15 protein-coding genes are annotated in these 17,455 nt (G+C 72.8%); 8 read left to right on the top strand and 7 right to left on the bottom strand.

All coding sequences use genetic code 11. The features are described 5' to 3' along the window. Positions 1-42: 42 nt before the first annotated feature. The 6 genes from NHG27_RS01775 to NHG27_RS01750 form a co-directional block, all read right to left on the bottom strand. Positions 43-1,101 (bottom strand): ROK family protein, encoded by a 1,059-nt coding sequence (locus NHG27_RS01775; RefSeq protein ID WP_497014546.1) that lies wholly within the window; start codon positions 1,099-1,101, stop codon positions 43-45. Continuing rightward, on the bottom strand, positions 1,098-2,021 hold the full coding sequence (locus NHG27_RS01770) for a dihydrodipicolinate synthase family protein (RefSeq protein WP_193719224.1): 924 nt from the start codon (positions 2,019-2,021) through the stop codon (positions 1,098-1,100). Before NHG27_RS01770 ends, NHG27_RS01775 begins: the two co-directional genes overlap by 4 nt. Positions 2,022-2,092: 71 nt before the next feature. Then, complete coding sequence (locus NHG27_RS01765) at positions 2,093-2,887, bottom strand: ATP-binding cassette domain-containing protein (RefSeq protein ID WP_193719223.1); 795 nt, start codon at positions 2,885-2,887, stop codon at positions 2,093-2,095. Beyond that, on the bottom strand, positions 2,884-5,007 hold the full coding sequence (locus tag NHG27_RS01760; RefSeq protein ID WP_193719222.1) for a dipeptide/oligopeptide/nickel ABC transporter permease/ATP-binding protein: 2,124 nt from the start codon (positions 5,005-5,007) through the stop codon (positions 2,884-2,886). The genes NHG27_RS01765 and NHG27_RS01760 overlap by 4 nt, the downstream gene beginning before the upstream one ends. Before the next feature lies 1 nt (position 5,008). Then, on the bottom strand, positions 5,009-5,962 hold the full coding sequence (locus tag NHG27_RS01755) for an ABC transporter permease (protein ID WP_193719221.1): 954 nt from the start codon (positions 5,960-5,962) through the stop codon (positions 5,009-5,011). Positions 5,963-6,035: 73 nt separating this feature from the next. Beyond that, positions 6,036-7,661, bottom strand: coding sequence for an ABC transporter substrate-binding protein (locus NHG27_RS01750; protein ID WP_227748272.1), 1,626 nt, complete (start codon positions 7,659-7,661; stop codon positions 6,036-6,038). A 94-nt stretch (positions 7,662-7,755) separates the two neighbouring features. Between NHG27_RS01750 and NHG27_RS01745 the strand changes: the two genes are divergently transcribed. Then, positions 7,756-8,565, top strand: a complete 810-nt coding sequence (locus NHG27_RS01745) for a FadR/GntR family transcriptional regulator (RefSeq protein ID WP_193719219.1) — start codon at positions 7,756-7,758, stop codon at positions 8,563-8,565. Next, on the top strand, positions 8,562-9,194 hold the full coding sequence (locus NHG27_RS01740; protein WP_497014545.1) for an SGNH/GDSL hydrolase family protein: 633 nt from the start codon (positions 8,562-8,564) through the stop codon (positions 9,192-9,194). The genes NHG27_RS01745 and NHG27_RS01740 overlap by 4 nt, the downstream gene beginning before the upstream one ends. A gap of 339 nt (positions 9,195-9,533) precedes the next feature. Here NHG27_RS01740 and NHG27_RS01735 read toward each other — a convergent pair whose 3' ends face one another. Continuing rightward, complete coding sequence (locus NHG27_RS01735) at positions 9,534-10,103, bottom strand: TetR/AcrR family transcriptional regulator (RefSeq protein WP_193719218.1); 570 nt, start codon at positions 10,101-10,103, stop codon at positions 9,534-9,536. A gap of 196 nt (positions 10,104-10,299) precedes the next feature. Between NHG27_RS01735 and NHG27_RS01730 the strand changes: the two genes are divergently transcribed. The 6 genes from NHG27_RS01730 to NHG27_RS01705 all read left to right on the top strand — a co-directional run bounded on the left by NHG27_RS01730 (position 10,300) and on the right by NHG27_RS01705 (position 17,391). Then, positions 10,300-11,787 (top strand): MFS transporter, encoded by a 1,488-nt coding sequence (locus NHG27_RS01730; protein WP_497014617.1) that lies wholly within the window; start codon positions 10,300-10,302, stop codon positions 11,785-11,787. A 68-nt stretch (positions 11,788-11,855) separates the two neighbouring features. Beyond that, positions 11,856-13,787: a metallophosphoesterase family protein gene (locus tag NHG27_RS01725; RefSeq protein WP_497014544.1), complete on the top strand. Its 1,932-nt coding sequence runs from the start codon at positions 11,856-11,858 to the stop codon at positions 13,785-13,787. An 85-nt stretch (positions 13,788-13,872) separates the two neighbouring features. Beyond that, positions 13,873-14,586 carry a YceI family protein gene (locus tag NHG27_RS01720; RefSeq protein WP_193719217.1) on the top strand — a complete coding sequence of 238 codons (714 nt, stop codon included), beginning with the start codon at positions 13,873-13,875 and terminating at the stop codon, positions 14,584-14,586. A 71-nt stretch (positions 14,587-14,657) separates the two neighbouring features. Then, positions 14,658-15,623, top strand: a complete 966-nt coding sequence (locus tag NHG27_RS01715; protein WP_497014543.1) for a metal ABC transporter substrate-binding protein — start codon at positions 14,658-14,660, stop codon at positions 15,621-15,623. Continuing rightward, positions 15,620-16,492 (top strand): metal ABC transporter ATP-binding protein, encoded by an 873-nt coding sequence (locus tag NHG27_RS01710; RefSeq protein WP_497014542.1) that lies wholly within the window; start codon positions 15,620-15,622, stop codon positions 16,490-16,492. Before NHG27_RS01715 ends, NHG27_RS01710 begins: the two co-directional genes overlap by 4 nt. After that, positions 16,489-17,391, top strand: coding sequence for a metal ABC transporter permease (locus tag NHG27_RS01705; RefSeq protein ID WP_497014541.1), 903 nt, complete (start codon positions 16,489-16,491; stop codon positions 17,389-17,391). The genes NHG27_RS01710 and NHG27_RS01705 overlap by 4 nt, the downstream gene beginning before the upstream one ends. Positions 17,392-17,455 lie beyond the last annotated feature (64 nt).

Here is a 17,455-nt window from a genome sequence, read left to right as displayed (position 1 = left end):
GGTGGGGTGTGCTGGCGGGTCGGCGGGGGATCGGGACCCCGGTCACGAGCTCGCGAGGTAGGGCAGCGAGAGCCCGGCCGAGTCGTGCGCGGCCCTCGTGCCCCGCGGGTCGTCGCCCGCGTGCGCGAGGAACGCGAGCCGGGCGGCACCGAGCACGGCGGCGTCGCCGCCGAGGGTCGCGGCCACGACGGGCAGGCCGTCGAGGGCGGGCATGAGCTCGGAGGCCACCGCCTCGCTCAGGGTGTCCCACCACAGGCTCCCGGCGCCCGCGAGCCCGCCGCTGATGACGACGACCTCCGGGTCGAGCATGTTCGCGACGCCGCCCACGGTCCGCCCCAGGGCCGTGGACGCGAGGACCACCGCCTGGTGGGCGACGGGATCGACGTCGGTGATCTGGCACACGACCCGGGCGGTCTCGACCGTCGGGTCGCCACCGAGACGCAGGTACAGGGCGTGCAGCGCCGGACCCGACGCGACGGCCTCGAGGTGCCCGGTGCGCGAGCACGTGCACCGCAGCCCCGCCGCCTCGGCGGCGGGCAGGTGCCCCAGGTGACCGGCGACGTGCCGGGCCCCGTGCTGGGGCGTGCCGTCGAGCAGGAGCGTCGCCCCCACGCCCGTGCCCGCCGCGACGACGAGCGCGGTCCGCGTCCCCGCGCACGCGCCCAGCCAGTGCTCGCCCAGCGCGTGCGCGTGCACGTCGTTGTCGGTGTGCACCGGCAGGCCCGCCGCGGGGCCGCCCGCGGCCAGGAGGCGGGACGAGATCCCGCCCGCGAGGTCGGCGCCTGCCCAGCCCGTCAGGGCATCGGTGGCGGCCACGACCCGGCCGCGGCCGGAGTCGATGACCCCGGCCGAGCCGATGCCGACCCCGACCAGCCCGGCCGGCGAGCCGGCCGACCCGGGCGAGGCGGCGCCGTCGGGCAGGAGGAGCGCGACCAGGCGCGCGACCGCGTCGAGGATCGCGGCCGCCCCCTCCCGGGCCGGGGTGGGGACCCCGGCCCGGGCGAGGACCGTGCCGTCGTCGCGGACGAGACCTGCGGCGATCTTGGTACCGCCCAGGTCGATCCCGACGGCGGTGCGGTGGCTGATCGGGGAGCTCGTCACAGCAGCCCGGCCTCCGCGAGGATCACCTTGATCTGGTCCACGACCTCGCCCTCCAGGGCGGGGGCCGGGGTCGTCATGACGTTGGACCCGATCACGCCGAGGAGCTGGAGCGACGTCTTGAACGCGCCCAGGCCGCTCGCGCCGCCGCTGTAGCCGCGGGGCTGGAAGACGATCTCGAACAGGGCCGCGAGACGGTCCTGCTCGTCGCGGGCCGCGGCCCAGTCGCCCGCCTGCGCCGCGTCCCACAGGCGCACGTAGCCGGCCGGGTCGACGTTGCCGAGGCCAGGCACGACGCCGTCGGCGCCGAGCAGCAGCATGCCGTCCACCACGACCTCGTGCCCCGTGAACAGGCGCAGCGGGCTGCCGGCGGCACGGTTCGCCGCGACGAGGCGACGGAAGCCGACGTCGTCGCCGCTCGAGTCCTTGACGCCCGCGATGACGCCCTCGGAGCCCAGGCGGACCAGCATGCCCAGGTCGAGCTTCGAGTGCACGCACACGGGCACGTCGTACGCGAACAGCGGCAGGTCGCTCGCCGCGGCCACGCCGCGGAAGTGGCGCTCGATCTCGTCGTCGTTCGTGCGGATGTACAGCGGGGCGGTCGCGACGACGGCGTCCACGCCCGCGTCGGCCGCGCGGCGGACCTGGTCCTCGACGCGGCGCGTCGAGATGTCGATCACGCCCGCCATGACGGGCACGCGGCCGGCCGTGATCTCGACCGCGGCCTCCATGACCTGGGAGCGGCGGGCGTCGTCGAGGTACGCGACCTCGCCCGAGGAACCGAGCACGAACAGGCCGTGCACGCCCGCGTCGAGCTGGCTCGTGATGAGGCGCTCGAACGACGCGCGGTCGAGCTCGCCGTCCGCCGTGAGCGGGGTGACGACGGGAGGGATGACACCGGAGAAGGTGGTCGTGGTGGGCACAGCGGACTCCAAGGATGGTGCGGTGGCGCCGGGCGGGATGCCTCGCCCGGCGCCGGGTGGATGGGGGACCGTCAGAGCAGCGTCGGCGCGGCGCCGAGCAGGGTCCGGGTGTAGTCGTTCGTGGGACGGTCGAAGACCTCCTCGGCCGTGCCCTCCTCGACGACCTTCCCGAAGTACATGACCGCGATGCGGTCGGAGACGTACCGGACGGTCTGGATGTCGTGCGAGATGAACACCAGGCCGAGGTTCAGGCGGGCCTTGAGGTCCGTCAGGAGGTTCAGCACCTGGGCACGCACCGAGACGTCGAGAGCCGACGTGGGCTCGTCCGCGACGATCACGTCCGGGTCGAGGGCCAGCGCACGGGCGATCGCCACGCGCTGACGCTGACCGCCCGAGACCTGGCTCGGCAGCACGTCGAGCGCCGACTGGGGCAGACCCACGAGGTCGAGCAGCTCGCTCACGCGCTTCTCGCGGTCGCGCGGCGACCCGATCCCGTGCACGTCGAGCGGGTCGCGCAGGATGTCACGCACCAGCATGCGTCCGTTGAGGGCCGTCGACGGGTCCTGGAACACGATCGAGATCGCGCGACCGAACTCCTTGCGGGTCCGGGCGTTGCGCCGCAGGACGCTGCGGCCGTTGAACACGACGTCGCCGCTCGTGGGGGCCTGGAGGCCCACCATGACCTTGGCGAGGGTCGACTTGCCGCAGCCCGACTCACCCACGATCCCGATGGTCTCGCCGCGCCGCACGGCCATGTCGACCCCGGCGACCGCGTGGACGCGGTCCGGGCGGAAGAGCTTGCCCGTGCGGGCCTTGTGCACCACGTGCACGTCCTTGAGCTCCAGGACAGGAGTGTCGTCGCTCATCGGGCACCTTCCTGGACCAGGAGACCGCTGTCGGTCTCGGTGTGGCTCGCGTAGCGGTGGTCGGTCCCCGGCAGCGTGCGCAGCGGGGGCCGGGGCACGAACGCGTCCTGCGGCCGCGAGGACCGGGGAGCGAAGCGGTCGCCCGTCGCGAAGTCGCGCGGCGAGGGGACCGTGCCCGGGATCTGGTGCAGGCGCTCCGCGCCCGACTCGATCGACAGGACCGCCCCGAGCAGGCCGCGCGTGTACTCGTGCTGCGGGTTCATGAGCAGGCTCGGCACGGGGGCCGACTCGACGACCTGGCCCGCGTACATGACCGTGACGCGGTGGGCCAGCGAGGCGACGAGCGCCAGGTCGTGGCTCACGAAGACCATCGCGAACCCGAGCTCCTCACGGAGCTCGTTGAGCAGGTCCACGACCTGCTTCTGCACCGTGACGTCGAGGGCCGTGGTCGGCTCGTCGGCCACGACCAGACGCGGGTCGCGCGTCAGGGCCATCGCGATGAGCACGCGCTGGCGCTGCCCGCCCGAGAGCTCGTGCGGGTAGCTCTTGAGCGTGCGGTCCGCGTCGAGGCCCACGAGCTCGAGGAGCTCGACCGCGGTGCGCGTCCCGCCCCGCTTGATCAGCTGCGCCATCTGCGAGCGGATCAGCATCGACGGGTTGAGCGAGCTCAGGGCGTCCTGGTAGACCATGGCCATCTCGTGGCCGCGCAGAGCGTTGCGGCGTGCAGGTGGCGTGGTGAGCAGGTCGACGCCGTCGAGGAGGATCTCGCCCGTGACCTGCGCCGACGAGGGCAGCAGGCCCATGACGGCGAGGCTCGTGAGCGACTTGCCGCAGCCGGACTCGCCGACCAGGGCCATGGTCTCGCCGGGACGCACCGAGAAGCTGATGTCGTCCACGACCGCCACGTCGCCGTGGCGCTCCGGGAAGCGGATCGAGAGGTTCTTGACCTCGAGCAGGGGAGCGGCGTCGCCCGTGTAGACCAGCCGGTCCGTCCGGTTCTGCTCGGCGACCCGCAGGCGGTCGAGCTGGACCGCGAGCGCCTCGCGCTGGGCGGCGGCGGCCGCGACCGCGATCTGCGGGTCGGGGATCACCGAGGTGTCCGCGACCAGCTCGTCGAGCACGCGCGGCTCGCGCAGGTCGGCCGCGCCCGTGTACTCGAGGGGAGCGTCGGCGTCGTGCTCCGTGAGGGGGTCCGTGGCGTGCGCGGCGTCCTCGGCGGCGGCGGACGTGGCGGCGACGGCTGCCGCGCCGCGTGCCTCGGCCGGCTTGCGGGCCGCGGGGCGGACCATCGCGTCGGTCAGGCCCTCGGACAGGACGTTGAGCGAGAGGACCGTGAGCAGGATCGCCATGCCGGGGAAGAACGTGGCCCACCAGCCGCCGTTGAGCAGCAGGTTGCGGCCGTACGCGATGACGTTGCCCCACGAGGGCTCGGGGTCCTGCACGCCCGCGCCGATGAACGACAGGCTCGCCTCGAACACGATCGCGTCGGCGACCAGCACGGTCGCGAAGACCATGATCGGGGCGATGCAGTTGCGGGCCACATGCTTGACGAGGATCAGCGAGGTCCGCGCACCGATGACCTTCTCGGCGGACACGTAGTCCTCGCCGAACTGGCTCAGCACGTTGGCCCGGACGATCCGGGCGATCTGCGGGGTGTAGAGGAACGCGATCGTGAAGATGAGCACGGGCAGGGACTTGCCCCACACGGCGACGAAGACCACGGCCAGGGCGATGCCCGGGAAGGCCATGATGATGTCGAGGACACGCATCAGGGTCTCGCTCACGGCCTTGTGGGCCGTCGCGGCGATCGAGCCGAGGATCGCACCGGCGACCAGGGCGACCGCGGTGGCCCCCAGGCCGATCACGAGCGAGTAGCGGGCACCGTAGACGATGCGGGAGAAGATGTCGCGTCCCATGCGGTCCGTGCCGAACCAGTGCTCGCCCGACGGCGGCTGGGCCGGCGTGCCGGACTGCAGCGGGTCGTACGCCGCGACGAGCGGGGCGCAGATCGCGAGGACCGCGACCAGGAGCACGAACGCGAGGGCGATCTTGGAGCCCAGGGGGAGAGCGGCGAGGCGCATACCCGGGCGGGACAGTCGTTCTGTCAGCTTCCGACGCATGTCACACCGTCCGGATTCGAGGGTTGACGACGAGGTACAGGAGGTCGACCAGGATGTTGACGATCACGAAGGTCAGGGCGACGGTCAGCGTCACTCCCTGCACCAGCGCGGTGTCGCTCGCGGTGACCCCGTTGAGGATGAGCTTGCCCATGCCGGGCAGGTCGAAGATGACCTCGATGATGACCGCGCCACCCATGAGGTAGCCGACGCGCAGGCCGAGCACCGTGATGGGCGTGATGAGGGCGTTGCGCAGCACGTTGCGACCCACGACCACGCCGCGGGGCAGGCCCGAGCCGATCGCGGTGCGCACGTAGTCGCGGTCGAGCTCCTCGACCATCGCGGTGCGGACCACCCGGGTCAGCGACGCGGCGACGGGGATCGCGAGCGAGAGCGCAGGCAGGAACATCGAGGCGAGGAACTTCCCGAAGTCGTCCGCGGGGTTGGTGTAGCCGCCCGAGGGGAACCAGTCGAGGCGCAGCGAGAACTGCTGGATGAGGAGGATCGCGAGCCAGAACGACGGCGTCGCGACGCCGGCGATCGACAGGACGCGGATGGCCTGGTCGGGCCAGCGGTCGCGGTAGAGCGCCGCCGTCACGCCGAGCACGAGCGCGAGCACCACGGCGATGATCAGGCCCATGAACGTGAGCTGGAGCGTGAGCGGGAACGCGTTCGCGATGAGCTCGTTCACGGGCTGGCTCGGCGGGACGGTCATGCCCAGGTCGCCGCGCACGAGGCCGGCCAGGAAGTTGCCGTACTGCACGAGCATCGGGTCGTTGAGCCCGTTGGCCGCCCGGTAGGCCTCCTTGGCCGCGTCGGTCGCGGACTCGCCGAGGGCGTTGGTCGCCGGGTCGCTGGGCGCGAACTGCATGACGACGAAGACGAGCAGGGTGATGCCCAGGATCATGACGGGCAGGGCGACCAGCCGTCGTCCGGTCAGTCGTAGGAGCGCGGTCACGCGGTACTCCTCGGGGTCGGGGTGGGTGGCGGCGGCGCGCAGGGGAGCGCCACCGCCACCCGGGACACGGACGTCAGGCGGTGCGGGAGACGTCCAGGAAGGACAGGCCCGTGACGGGCAGGGGCTTGAACCCGTCGAGCGCGGAGTCCTCCCACGCGCTCGGGAGCTTGCGGTGCAGCAGCGGGTACAGCGGGACCTCGTCGGAGAGGATGTCGAACACCTCGCCCCAGGTCTTCTTCTGCTTGGCCGCGTCCTGCTCGGCGGCGCCCTGGTCGAGCAGGCGCGTGACCTCGGCGAACTCGGGGGTGCTGGCCCAGCGGTAGCGCTTGACCGGCCACACCGAGCCCGAGTACCACCAGCGCAGCAGGAGGTCGGGGTCGTTGCCGAAGACCGACGGGTCACCGGGGGCGACCATGACGTCGAGCGTGCCGTCGTCGACCTTCTTGTACTGCCCGCCGGACTGGCCGATGTCGAGGGTCGTGGCGATCCCGACCGCGTCCAGGTCCTCCTTGATGAGCGGGGCGATGTCCTTGACCCAGCTCGTGTCGGTCGTCAGGAGGGTGATCGCGAGGCTGCTCACGCCCGCGTCGGCGAGGAGCTTCTTGGCCTTGGCGGGGTCGTGCGAGTAGACCGTGCTCGCCTTGACGTAGGACGGGTGCTCCTTGTGCAGGAAGCTCGTCGCCGCGGTCGCGTTGCCGAGCAGGCCCGTGCTGATGATCTTGTCCATGTCGAGCGCGTGGAAGAACGCCTGGCGCACGCGCTTGTCCGTGAACGGCGCCTTGGAGCAGTCGAACATCATGAACAGCAGGCCGAACGACTGGACGGACTCGACCGTGACGGCGTTCGCGAGGCGGTCGGCGTCGAGGTAGGGCACATCCTCGATGGCCTGGACACGGCCCGACTCGACGGCCGTCACGCGGGCCGCGGCGTCGGACAGCAGGTTCCAGGTCATGGTCTTGGCGAGCGCCGGGCGTGCGCCGTTGTACGCGTCGAAGCGCTCGAACGTGATCTTGTCGTCGACCGTCGCGCTCGTGAGCTTGTAGGGGCCCGAGCCGACGGGCAGCGAGTCGTAGGCCTGGGGGTCGGCCTCGACGATGGCCTTCGGGACGATCTTGACGACCGAGACGCGGTCGACGAACAGCCCGAACGGGTAGTTGAGCGTGAACGTGACCGTCTTGTCGTCCTTGGCCGTGACCGAGGCGAGGAACGGCAGGAACTGGGAGTAGAGCGAGGCGTTCGCCGGGTCGAGGACGCGGTTGAAGCTGAACACCACGTCGTCGGTCGTGACGGGGGAGCCGTCGTGGAAGGTGGCGCCGTCGCGCAGCGTGACCTCCCACGTGGTCTCGTCGATCTTCTTGGGCAGCTCCTTGCCGAGCGCGGCGTAGGGCGTGCGAGCCGCCGGGTCGAGCTCGACGAGGCCCTCGAGGACGTGCCAGTTGGCGGCCATGGTCACGGCGCCGGACGTCGTCATGGGGTCGAAGCCGGTCGAGAGGGCGTAGGAGATGCCCGCCTCGATCGTGCCGTCGAGGTTGGGCTTGGCCCCGCCGCCGGCGGGGGTGGTCTGCGGGTCGGACGAGGTGGACGCGGGTCCGCCACAGGCGGCGATCGTGCCTGCGATCACCGCTCCGGCGCCGATCACGCCGGCGAGCTTGAGGAAGCTCCGGCGGGAGGTGTCGGTCGCGTTCGTGCTATTCGCCATCGAGGTAGCCATGAACTCTCCAGATATAGGACGTCTGATGTCTGACGCTGGTAGGGTTGAACCGTAGAGGCAATTTCTGAGGAGGTCAAGGCGCATGACAGCTACCGAGCCCGTGTCACATCTGGGCTTCGGAGGTCAGGGGGTGCGTCCCCCGACGACTACCGAACAGATCAAGGACTACATCCTGCGAGCCCACCTGCGGCCCGGCGACCTGCTGCCGACCGAGGCCGAGCTCTGCTCGCTCCTCGGCGTCAGCAGGTCGAACGTCCGCGAGGCGATCAGGACGCTCGCCGCGCTCGACATCGTCGAGGTGCGGCACGGCTACGGCACCTACGTGGGGCAGCTCTCGCTCAAGCCGCTCGTCGAGGGGCTCGTCTTCCGCGGGGTCCTCATCCCGGGCGACGACTTCTCGGCGCTGCGGGAGGTCGTCGAGGTGCGCCAGGCGCTCGACCTGTCGATGGCCGAGCAGATCGTGACCGAGATGGCCGGCACCTCCAACCCCGACCTGGAGAGCCTCGTCGCCGCGATGGAGCGCAAGGCCCAGAAGGGCGAGGACTTCTTCGAGGAGGACCGCGAGTTCCACTCGCACCTGCTCGCCCACCTCGACAACTTCCTCGTCGCCCAGCTCGGCACGGCCTTCTGGGACGTGCACCAGGTGGTCTCGCCCAAGCTGGGGCTGCCCGCCCCCGAGCAGATCGACCTCACTGCGAAGGCGCACGGGGCCATGCTCCGTGCGGCCGAGGCGGGGGACGCCGACGCCTACCGGGAGGCGGTCATCGCGCACTACGCCCCGCTCCAGGACGCGCTGCACCAGGTCGCCGCGACGGTCGAGGCCTCGCGGACGGCCGCGGCCCCGGTGCGCGGCGGCGCGCGTCCGGCGGGCGCCGCGGAGGGGACGGCGTGAACCGCCCGGTGCTGGTGGCGGGCTCGCGCGCGGTGCTGGTCGGCGACTCGATCACGGACGCGGGGCGGCTCACCGAGGGGGAGTTCGGGCTGGGGCACGGGTACGCGGCCCGGGTCGCGGGCGTGTGCGGCCGGCACGGGGTCGAGGTGCTCAACCGTGGCGTGAGCGGTCACCGGGTCGTGGACCTGCAGGCTCGGTGGGACGACGACGTCCTCGCCCTCGAGCCGGACCTCGTGTCGATCAAGATCGGCATCAACGACACCTGGCGACGCTACGACCGGGAGGACGCGACGAGCGCCGAGGCGTTCGAGGCCGGGTACCGCGACCTGCTGGACCGTACCCGCGCGGGGGCTCCGCAGGCCGCGATCGTCCTGGTCGAGCCCTTCCTGGTGCCCGTCCGCGCCGAGCAGTGGGGGTGGCGCGAGGACCTCGACCCCAAGATCCAGGTCGTGCGGCGGCTCGCGGCGGAGCAGGGGCTCGCCCTGGTCGCGACCGACGGCCCGTTCGCGCAGGCCGTGGCGACGAGCGGGCTCGGCCCGCAGGCCTGGGCGTACGACGGCGTGCACCCCACGCCCGCGGGGCACGACCTCCTCGCCGAGGCCTGGCTCGCAGCGGTGCGGCTGGGCTGAGGACGGCGTGCGTCGACCTCCGGCGCGGTGTGCATCGCGCAACTGCCGGGGCACGTGGTCTGGCGAACGGGGGCGTGAGGGGTGACACTGGTCCTTGGGTGTCCCTTGGGCACTCCCTGACCGGCGTCGCCCCGGGGGTTTCCACGCTACGGACCGTGGGACCGGGGTGGGGTACGGGATCTCCCTGCTCTGCGTGCAGGGCGGGGGACCGCATGAGGTGTGCGGGAGGACGGGGCGTCGGTTGCCACTGGGGGCGGCCGACGCCTCCCGCACGTCCAGGCTGGGTGCGGACGCCCGACGGCGCCGCGCAGGTCGAGCCCGGGGTGCCCGCCCGTGGCGTCAGCCGTGGGTGCGGAGCGCGACCATCTCGTCGATCAGGTCGAGGAGGTCGTCGATCGAGCCCGCTCGGTCCGCCTCCGTCGCGGAGGGCGAGGAGCCGCTCGCGATGTGGTCGCTCGCCTGGGCGTAGAGACCGTCGCCGATGAGCATGATCGCGCGCGTCAGGACCGGGTCGCCGACGACCTCGAGCACGGCTCCGGACCATGCGTCGTGGGCGTCGTCGAGCGCGGCGCGGGCCTGCGGGTAGCTGCCCTGGGCGAGCCGGGAGACGGCGACGTAGACGAGCTCGAAGCCGCTGTCGGAGTCGGCCGAGGTCCGGATGAAGTAGTCGACCGGGCCTGCGGGGGCCGTGCGCATGGCCTCGACGTCGGCAGCGGTCAGCTCGCGCAGGAGCTCCATGAGCCCCTCGGCGAGGGCCGCCTTGGAGCCGAAGTGGTAGAGCAGGCCTCCCTTGGAGACCCCGGCCTCGGCGGCGACCGCGTCGAGCGTGGCGGCACGTTCTCCCTGGGTCACGAGCAGCGTGGCGAACGCCTCGAGGACCTTGGCGCGGGCAGCGGGGGGCGGCGGCATCTTGAAAGTGTACCGTCCGGACGGTTACTATACCGTCTGGACGGTTGGAAGTCCGACGCCACAGCGTCGCCCCAGCCGTCCTCGTACGTGAAAGGACACTCCCGTGACTCTCGTCCAGGTCCACCGGACGCCCCGGGACCCCCACGGCACCCCGGGCGCCTCGCAGGGCGTCGCGACCAGCACCCCCGGTTCGCCCCTGACCCGCAACCGCCGCTGGGTCGCGCTCGCCGTGCTCATGCTTCCCGTGCTGCTCGTCTCGATCGACAACACGGTGCTCACCTTCGCGCTGCCCCAGATCTCCGAGGCGCTGCGACCCACCGGCACCCAGCTGCTGTGGATGATCGACGTCTACCCGCTCGTGCTCGCGGGCCTGCTCGTCTCGATGGGCTCGTTCGCCGACCGCATCGGTCGGCGCAGGCTGCTCCTGACCGGCGCGGTCGGGTTCGCCGCCGTCTCGGTCGTCGCCGCCTACGCGCCGAGCGCCGAGGCCCTCGTGGCCTCGCGGGCCGGGCTCGGGTTCTTCGGCGCCATGATCATGCCCCCGACGCTCTCGCTGCTGCGCAACATCTTCACCGACCGGGAGGAGCGGCGGCTCGCGATCGCCGTGTGGGCGGCCGGCTTCGCGGCCGGCAACGCGATCGGACCCATCGCGGGCGGGTTCCTGCTCGAGCACTCGTGGTGGGGCTCGGTCTTCCTGCTCGCCGTCCCGGTGCTCGTGCTGCTCCTGGTGCTCGCGCCGATCTTCGTGCCCGAGTCGAAGGACGCGCACCCGGGCCGGGTCGACGTCGTCTCGATCGTGCTCTCCATGGCGACCATGGCCCCGATCGTGCTCGGCATCAAGACCCTCGCGAAGTCCGGCCCGAGCGTGCTCGCGGTCGGCGCCCTCGTCCTCGGCCTGGTCGCCGGGTGGGCGTTCGTGCGCCGCCAGCTCGGGCGTCCCGACCCCATGATCGACGTGCGCCTGTTCCGGCGCGGAGAGTTCTCGGGCGCGGTCGTCATCAACCTGCTGTCGGTGTTCTCCCTCGTCGGTTTCCTGTTCTTCGTGTCGCAGGACGTCCAGCTCGTGCTGGGCCTGAGCCCCATGGAGGCCGGCTATGCGCTCCTGCCGGGGCTCGTCGCGATGATCGTCGCAGGGCTCCTCGTGGTCCGGGTGGTCCGCCGCGTCCGTCCCGCGCTCGTCGTCGCCGGTGCGCTCCTGTTCGCCGCCGCGGGGTACGCGGCCGTCGCCCTGAGCGCGGGCGCGAGCACCCTCATGGGCCTCGTCGGGGCGTTCGTGATCCTCGCGATCGGGATCGGTGCCGCCGAGACGGTGTCGAACGACCTGATCGTGTCCGCGGTGCCGGCCGACAAGGCAGGAGCCGCCTCGGCCATCTCGGAGACCGCGTACGAGGTCGGCGCCGTGCTCGGCACGGCCGTCCTCGGGAGCATCCTCACGGCGTCGTACCACCGCAACGTCGCCGTGCCCGACGGCGTGGCGGCGGCGGACGCCACGGCGGCCGCCGAGACCCTCGGCGGGGCGACCCAGGTCGCGCAGACCCTGCCCGCCGACCAGGCGCAGGCGCTGCTCGCCTCGGCGCACGAGGCCTTCGGCAGCGGGGTCGGGACCACGTCGTGGATCGGGTTCGCGCTCATGCTCGTGGCGACCGGGATCGCGCTCGTCGCGCTGCGCACGGCACGTTCGTGACATTCACCCGGATGCCGGCGAGCGAGCCCGCTGGCATCCGGGTGATGGATCAGGAAGGGTGAGAGGTGATGAATCGCCCCCGTCACACCCCGCCCCGCTGGGTCCGACGCACGCTGGTCGGGCTCGCCCTCCTCATCCCCTGCCTCGTCTTCGGCGTCACCACCGCGACCGCGGACCTGAGCCTCGGCCCCCACGAGGCTCGCTACGAGGTGACGAACGACAGCCTCGTCGTGGTCGACCTGGGTCCGCTCGGCACGCTCGAGATCGACTCGCCGCTGCCCGCCGGGCTCGGCGCCAGGATCACGGTCGAGGAGATCCCCGCGGACCTCACGGCGTTCGACCAGGCCACCACGATCGCCGCGCTCACCCAGGACCTCCAGGGCTACCTCCAGTTCTTCAGCGGTCCGCAGGACACGATCGACCAGGTCGCGCGTGCCCTCGTCGTCGACGCGCTGCGACGCACGGGGCTCGCGATCCTCGTGGTCGCGGCGGGCGGCGCGGCGCTCTACCTCCTGCTGGGCCGCGTTCGACGCGCCGAGCTCTCCGCGGCGCTCGCTCCGCGGACCTGGGAGATCACCGCGGGCGTCGTCGTGGTCTCGCTCGTCTTCGGCGTGGTCTCGGCGTCCGGCGAGGAGCCCGAGGACACGAGCTCCCGCCCGGCCTCCGCGGTGTTCGCCGGCACCGCTCTCGAGGGGGCCAGGATCACGGGTCGGCTCGCGGGCGTCGTGGACACCTACGGCGGCATGCTCATGACCGCCTACAAGGACAACGAGGCGTTCTACGCGGCGGCCGACGACGCGCTCGAGGCCGCGTGGGACGAGCGGGACGCGCTCGAGGCGGCCGCCGCCGCCGAGCTCGACGCCGCCGATGACGCCGGGAACGGCACGGACGGGGCCGGCACGCAGGACCCGACCGGCGCGACGGGTGCGCCCCTCGACGGGACGGCAGGTCCCGAGGGCCCCGCCGGGGCGACGGCGTCGCCGGACACGGAGGCGGGCGACGCCCGGGACGGCGCGAGCCCCACCGAGGAGCCGACGGCGACGCCCGAGGACGACCTCGTCACGATGCTGGTGATCTCCGACCTGCACTGCAACACCGGCATGACACCGCTCATCCGGACCGCGGGCCTGCGCTCCGGCGCGGACATCGTCCTCAACGCGGGCGACACCACGATGAACGGGACGAGCGTCGAGCAGTTCTGCGTCAACTCGTTCATCTCCGCGGTGCCCGACGGCGCCACGATGGTCGTCGCGGACGGGAACCACGACAGCGTCGAGACCTCGGCGCAGGAGCGCAGGCGAGGCGTCAAGATCCTCGACGGCGACGTGGTCGAGGTCGACGGCGTCCGCATCCTCGGCGACCGGGACGCGCTCGAGACGAGGATCGGGGCCGGTTCCAAGACGGCTCGCCCCGAGACGCCCTCCGAGCAGGCCGAGCGGCTCGCGCAGACCGCGTGCGACGCGCAGGACGGGGTCGACCTGCTCCTGGTCCACACGCCGCGGGCCGGGAACGAGGCCCTCGAGTCCGGGTGCGTGCCCGTCCAGGTATCGGGCCACAACCACCGCCGGAGCGGTCCGGCGCAGTTCGGGCTCGGCATCCGCTACGTGAACGGGAGCACCGCCGGCGCGGAGACGGGCGAACCCACCGTGGGGCCGCTCCGGGGCGTCGCGGAGATGACCGTCCTGCGGTTCGACCCGGTGTACCGGGAGTTCGTGGACTGGCAGCTCGTGCAGGTCTTCCCGGACGGCTCGGCCCAGGTCTCGGCGCGCGAGCCGTTCCCCGTGCCCGTCGACGAGGAGGTCCTGCCCGAGGGCACGGTCCTGCCCGACGGCACGACGGTCCCCGACGGCACGGTCCTGCCGGAGACCACGACGGTCCCGGAGGGCGCTCCGGAGGGTGCCGGTGACGGGGGCGCGGACGAGCCTGCCGGTCCGGCTCCGGCCGGTGCGGCCGGGGCCACCCCGGTCGGGGTCGGGCCGGCGGTCGCAGGGGAGGGGTGAGGGACTCGTGAGCGAACCCGACGGAGCGGGTGAACCGGACCCCGAGGGTCCGGGGGAGGTCGTGCGGCACGGCAGAATACGGGGCATGAGCAGAGGCGCCCGGTGGATCCTCGTCGCGGTCGTCGCGGCGCTGGTGATCGTGCTCGCCGGGCCGTACCTCGTGGCGCGCATCTCGGTCGGGAACGCGCCGCCACCGTTGGGCCTGCAGACCCCCGGCGAGAGCGCCGCTCCGTCGCAGTCCCCGGCCCCGGGGCCCTTCGACCCGGACGGTGCGTGGATCGTCGGCGCGGGGTCCCAGGCGGGGTACCGGGTCGACGAGGTCCTGAGCGGGGAGAAGGGGACGGTCGTCGGACGCACGGAGGAGGTCGGGGGCTCGCTCGTGGTCGAGGACGGGGAGCTCGCCCGGGCCGAGGTCACGGTGGGGACGGGGTCCATCGCGAGCGACAGCGTGGTGCGTGACGATGCGTTCCGGCGTCTGCTCGAGACCGACGTCTACCCCAACGCGGTGTTCGTCCTCACGACGCCGGTCGACCTCTCCGGGATCGAGGGGGACGAGCCCCTGACGGTCGAGGCGCGCGGCACGCTCACGATCCGGGACGTCACGGAGCCCGTGACCGTGGCGCTCGAGGCCCGGCGGTCCGGTGACGGGGTCCAGGTGAGCGGTGCGATCCCGGTGACGTTCGCCGACTACGGCGTGAGCGTGCCGGAGCTGCCGTTCGTCACGGTCGAACCGACCGGGACGGTCGAGATGCTGCTCGAGCTGGCGCGGGGACCGCAGGTCCTGACCCCCTCACCCTGAGGCCCGCAGGCCGCGGGTGCGGCACGGTGGGTGGACTCGACCCGGCGACACTCGGCGCGCTAAAGTTCGGTATGCCGAACTTTCGACTTCGTGCAGGGGTCAAAGGACTCCTCGCGGGCGCCGCCCTCCTCCTCCTGACGGGCTGCGCGGTCGACGCCGCCCAGGGCGACCCCGCGCCCCCGGCGGGTGGCGTCGCCGAGGTGAGCGCCGCCGTCGGGCGCCTGGAGGTCCTGACGACCTTCACCGTCCTGGCCGACATGGCCCGCGAGGTCGGGGGAGAGCACGTCGAGGTCTCCTCGCTCACCAAGGTCGGCGCCGAGATCCACGGCTACGAGCCCACGCCCGCCGACCTGCGCCGCGCCGCGAGCGCGGACCTGGTGCTCGACAACGGGCTCGGGCTCGAGAAGTGGTTCGAGCCCTTCGTCGCGCGGCTCGACGCCCCGCACGTCACGGTCTCCGACGGCGTCGACGTGATCGAGATCGGCTCGGGCGCGTACGACGGACGGCCCAACCCGCACGCCTGGATGTCGCCCGTCAACGGCGCGATCTACGCCCGCAACATCGGCGAGGCCTTCGCGGAGGCGGACCCGGCCCACGCCGCGGACTACCGTGCGAACGCCGCCGGCTACGCCGAGCGGATCGAGGCCGTGGGGCGCGAGCTCGCGGCGGAGGTCGACCAGGTCCCGGCCGGGTCGCGCGTCCTCGTGACGTGCGAGGGGGCGTTCTCCTACCTGGCCCGGGACGTCGGCCTCGACGAGAAGTTCCTGTGGCCCGTCAACGCCGACCAGCAGGGCACGCCCCAGCAGGTCGCCCGCGTCATCGACCACGTCCGCGACAACGACGTGCGCGCGGTGTTCTGCGAGACGACCGTCTCGGACTCCGCGCAGCGCCAGGTCGCCGCGGAGACGGGTGCCACGTACGCGGGCACGCTCTACGTCGACTCGCTCTCGCGGCCCGACGGCGACGTCTCCACCTACCTCGACCTGCTCGCCCACGACGCCCGCGTCATCAGCGCGGGTCTGCGGGGCGAGCCGTGAGCGGCGGTCGCGCGGTCCCGGGCGCGCCTGCGGCCGGCGCCCCCGCTGCGGCGGTCGCGGCACCCGCGCTCCACGTCTCCGGGCTCACGGTCCGCTACCGCGAGGTGCTCGCGCTCGAGGACGTCGCCCTGACGCTCGCCCCGGGCACCGTGACGGGGCTGATCGGAGCCAACGGCTCGGGGAAGTCGACGCTGTTCCGGTCCGTCATGGGCATGACGCGCGGCACGGGCGTGACGTGGACCGGAGACGTGCGCGTCTACGGCCGGGACGCGGACGCCGCCCGCAAGGACGGGCTCGTGGGGTACGTCCCGCAGTCCGAGGACGTGGACTGGGCGTTCCCGGTCGACGTGCGCGACGTCGTGACCATGGGGCGCTACGGCGGGATGGGGCCCACGCGTCGTGCCCGTGCCCAGGACCGCCGTGCCGTGGCGGACGCCCTGGACCGGGTGGGGCTCGCGGATCTCGCGCACCGCCAGATCGGCCGGCTGTCCGGCGGGCAGCGCAAGCGGGTCTTCGTCGCGCGCGCCATCGCGCAGGGCGCCCGGCTGCTGCTCCTCGACGAGCCGTTCGCGGGGGTCGACAAGGTCTCCGAGGCGCAGATCACCGCGGTCCTGCGAGGGCTCGCGGCATCGGGCTGCGCCGTCCTGGTCTCGACGCACGACCTCACGTCCCTGCCGGACCTGGTCGACGACGCGATCCTGCTCCAGCGCCGCGTCATCCTGACCGGGCCGCCCGACGTGGTGCTGCGCCCCGAGAACCTCGCCCGCACGTTCGGGATCGACCCGCTCGCCGCGAGCCGGGGCGAGGATGGCACAGGAGCAGCCCGGACGCCGCACGGCTCCGCCACGACCGAGGGAGCCACCCGATGAACCCGTTCGACCTGCTCGCCGCCGCGGGCGCGTGGCTCGCCGCGCCCCTCGAGTACGAGTTCGTGCAGCGGGCGCTGCTCGTCGCGGTCGTCGCGAGCGTCGTGTGCGCGCTCCTGAGCTGCTGGCTCATCATGATCGGCTGGTCGCTGCTCGGGGACGCGGTCTCGCACGCGGTCCTGCCCGGGGTCGTGCTGTCCTACATCGTGGGCGTGCCGTTCGCGCTGGGGGCGCTCGTGTTCGGGATCGGGGCGGTCGCGCTGATCGGGACGGTCCGGGACACGAGCCGGCTCAAGGAGGACGCGGCGATCGGCGTGGTCTTCACGACCCTCTTCGCGGTCGGGATCGTGCTCATCTCGGTCACGCCGAGCCAGATCGACCTGGGGCACATCCTGTTCGGCAACATGCTCGGCATCACGGACGCGGACCTGTGGCAGGTCGTGGTGCTCGGCGCGCTGACGACCGTGGTGCTCGTGCTCAAGCGGCGCGACCTGACGCTGTTCGCGTTCGACCCCGTGCACGCGCACGCCGTCGGGATCTCGCCGCGCCGGCTGTCCGCGCTGCTCCTGGGCTCTCTCGCGCTGACCGTGGTGGTCGCGCTCCAGGCGGTCGGGGTCGTGCTCGTGGTGGCCCTGGTCATCACGCCGGGCGCGACGGCCTACCTCCTGGTCGACCGCATGTCCCGCATGCTCGTGGTCGCGCCGGTCGTCGCGGTGGGGTGTGCCGTCGTCGGGATCTACGCGAGCTACTACCTGGACACGGCGAGCGCCGCGACGATCGTCGTGGCGCAGGGCGTGGTGTTCGCGGTCGCGTACGTCGTGCACCTGGCGCGCCGCCCGCGCGTCGGACAGGTCGCGGGCCCGACGGCGGAGCGCGAGCCCGCGGACCTCGTCGCGGGGTGACCCGGGCCGGCGAGGCGGACGGGGCGAGCGGTGCGGTGCGCGCCGCTCGGACGCCGGTCCGCAC

This window comes from Oerskovia sp. 140933 (assembly GCF_059651515.1).
The sequence above is the reverse complement of the archived record's forward strand: the minus strand, read 5'-3'. Positions and strand labels throughout refer to the sequence as shown.

Bases quoted from the DNA above. Each gene is read 5' to 3' on its own strand.
- NHG27_RS01765 (WP_193719223.1), bottom strand. From the start codon at position 2,887: ATGAGCGACGACACTCCTGTCCTGGAGCTCAAGGACGTGCACGTGGTG.
- NHG27_RS01760 (WP_193719222.1), bottom strand. From the start codon at position 5,007: ATGCGTCGGAAGCTGACAGAACGACTGTCCCGCCCGGGTATGCGCCTC.
- NHG27_RS01750 (WP_227748272.1), bottom strand. From the start codon at position 7,661: ATGGCGAATAGCACGAACGCGACCGACACCTCCCGCCGGAGCTTCCTC.
- NHG27_RS01745 (WP_193719219.1), top strand. From the start codon at position 7,756: ATGACAGCTACCGAGCCCGTGTCACATCTGGGCTTCGGAGGTCAGGGG.
- NHG27_RS01735 (WP_193719218.1), bottom strand. From the start codon at position 10,103: ATGCCGCCGCCCCCCGCTGCCCGCGCCAAGGTCCTCGAGGCGTTCGCC.
- NHG27_RS01725 (WP_497014544.1), top strand. From the start codon at position 11,856: ATGAATCGCCCCCGTCACACCCCGCCCCGCTGGGTCCGACGCACGCTG.
- NHG27_RS01720 (WP_193719217.1), top strand. From the start codon at position 13,873: ATGAGCAGAGGCGCCCGGTGGATCCTCGTCGCGGTCGTCGCGGCGCTG.
- NHG27_RS01715 (WP_497014543.1), top strand. From the start codon at position 14,658: ATGCCGAACTTTCGACTTCGTGCAGGGGTCAAAGGACTCCTCGCGGGC.
- NHG27_RS01705 (WP_497014541.1), top strand. From the start codon at position 16,489: ATGAACCCGTTCGACCTGCTCGCCGCCGCGGGCGCGTGGCTCGCCGCG.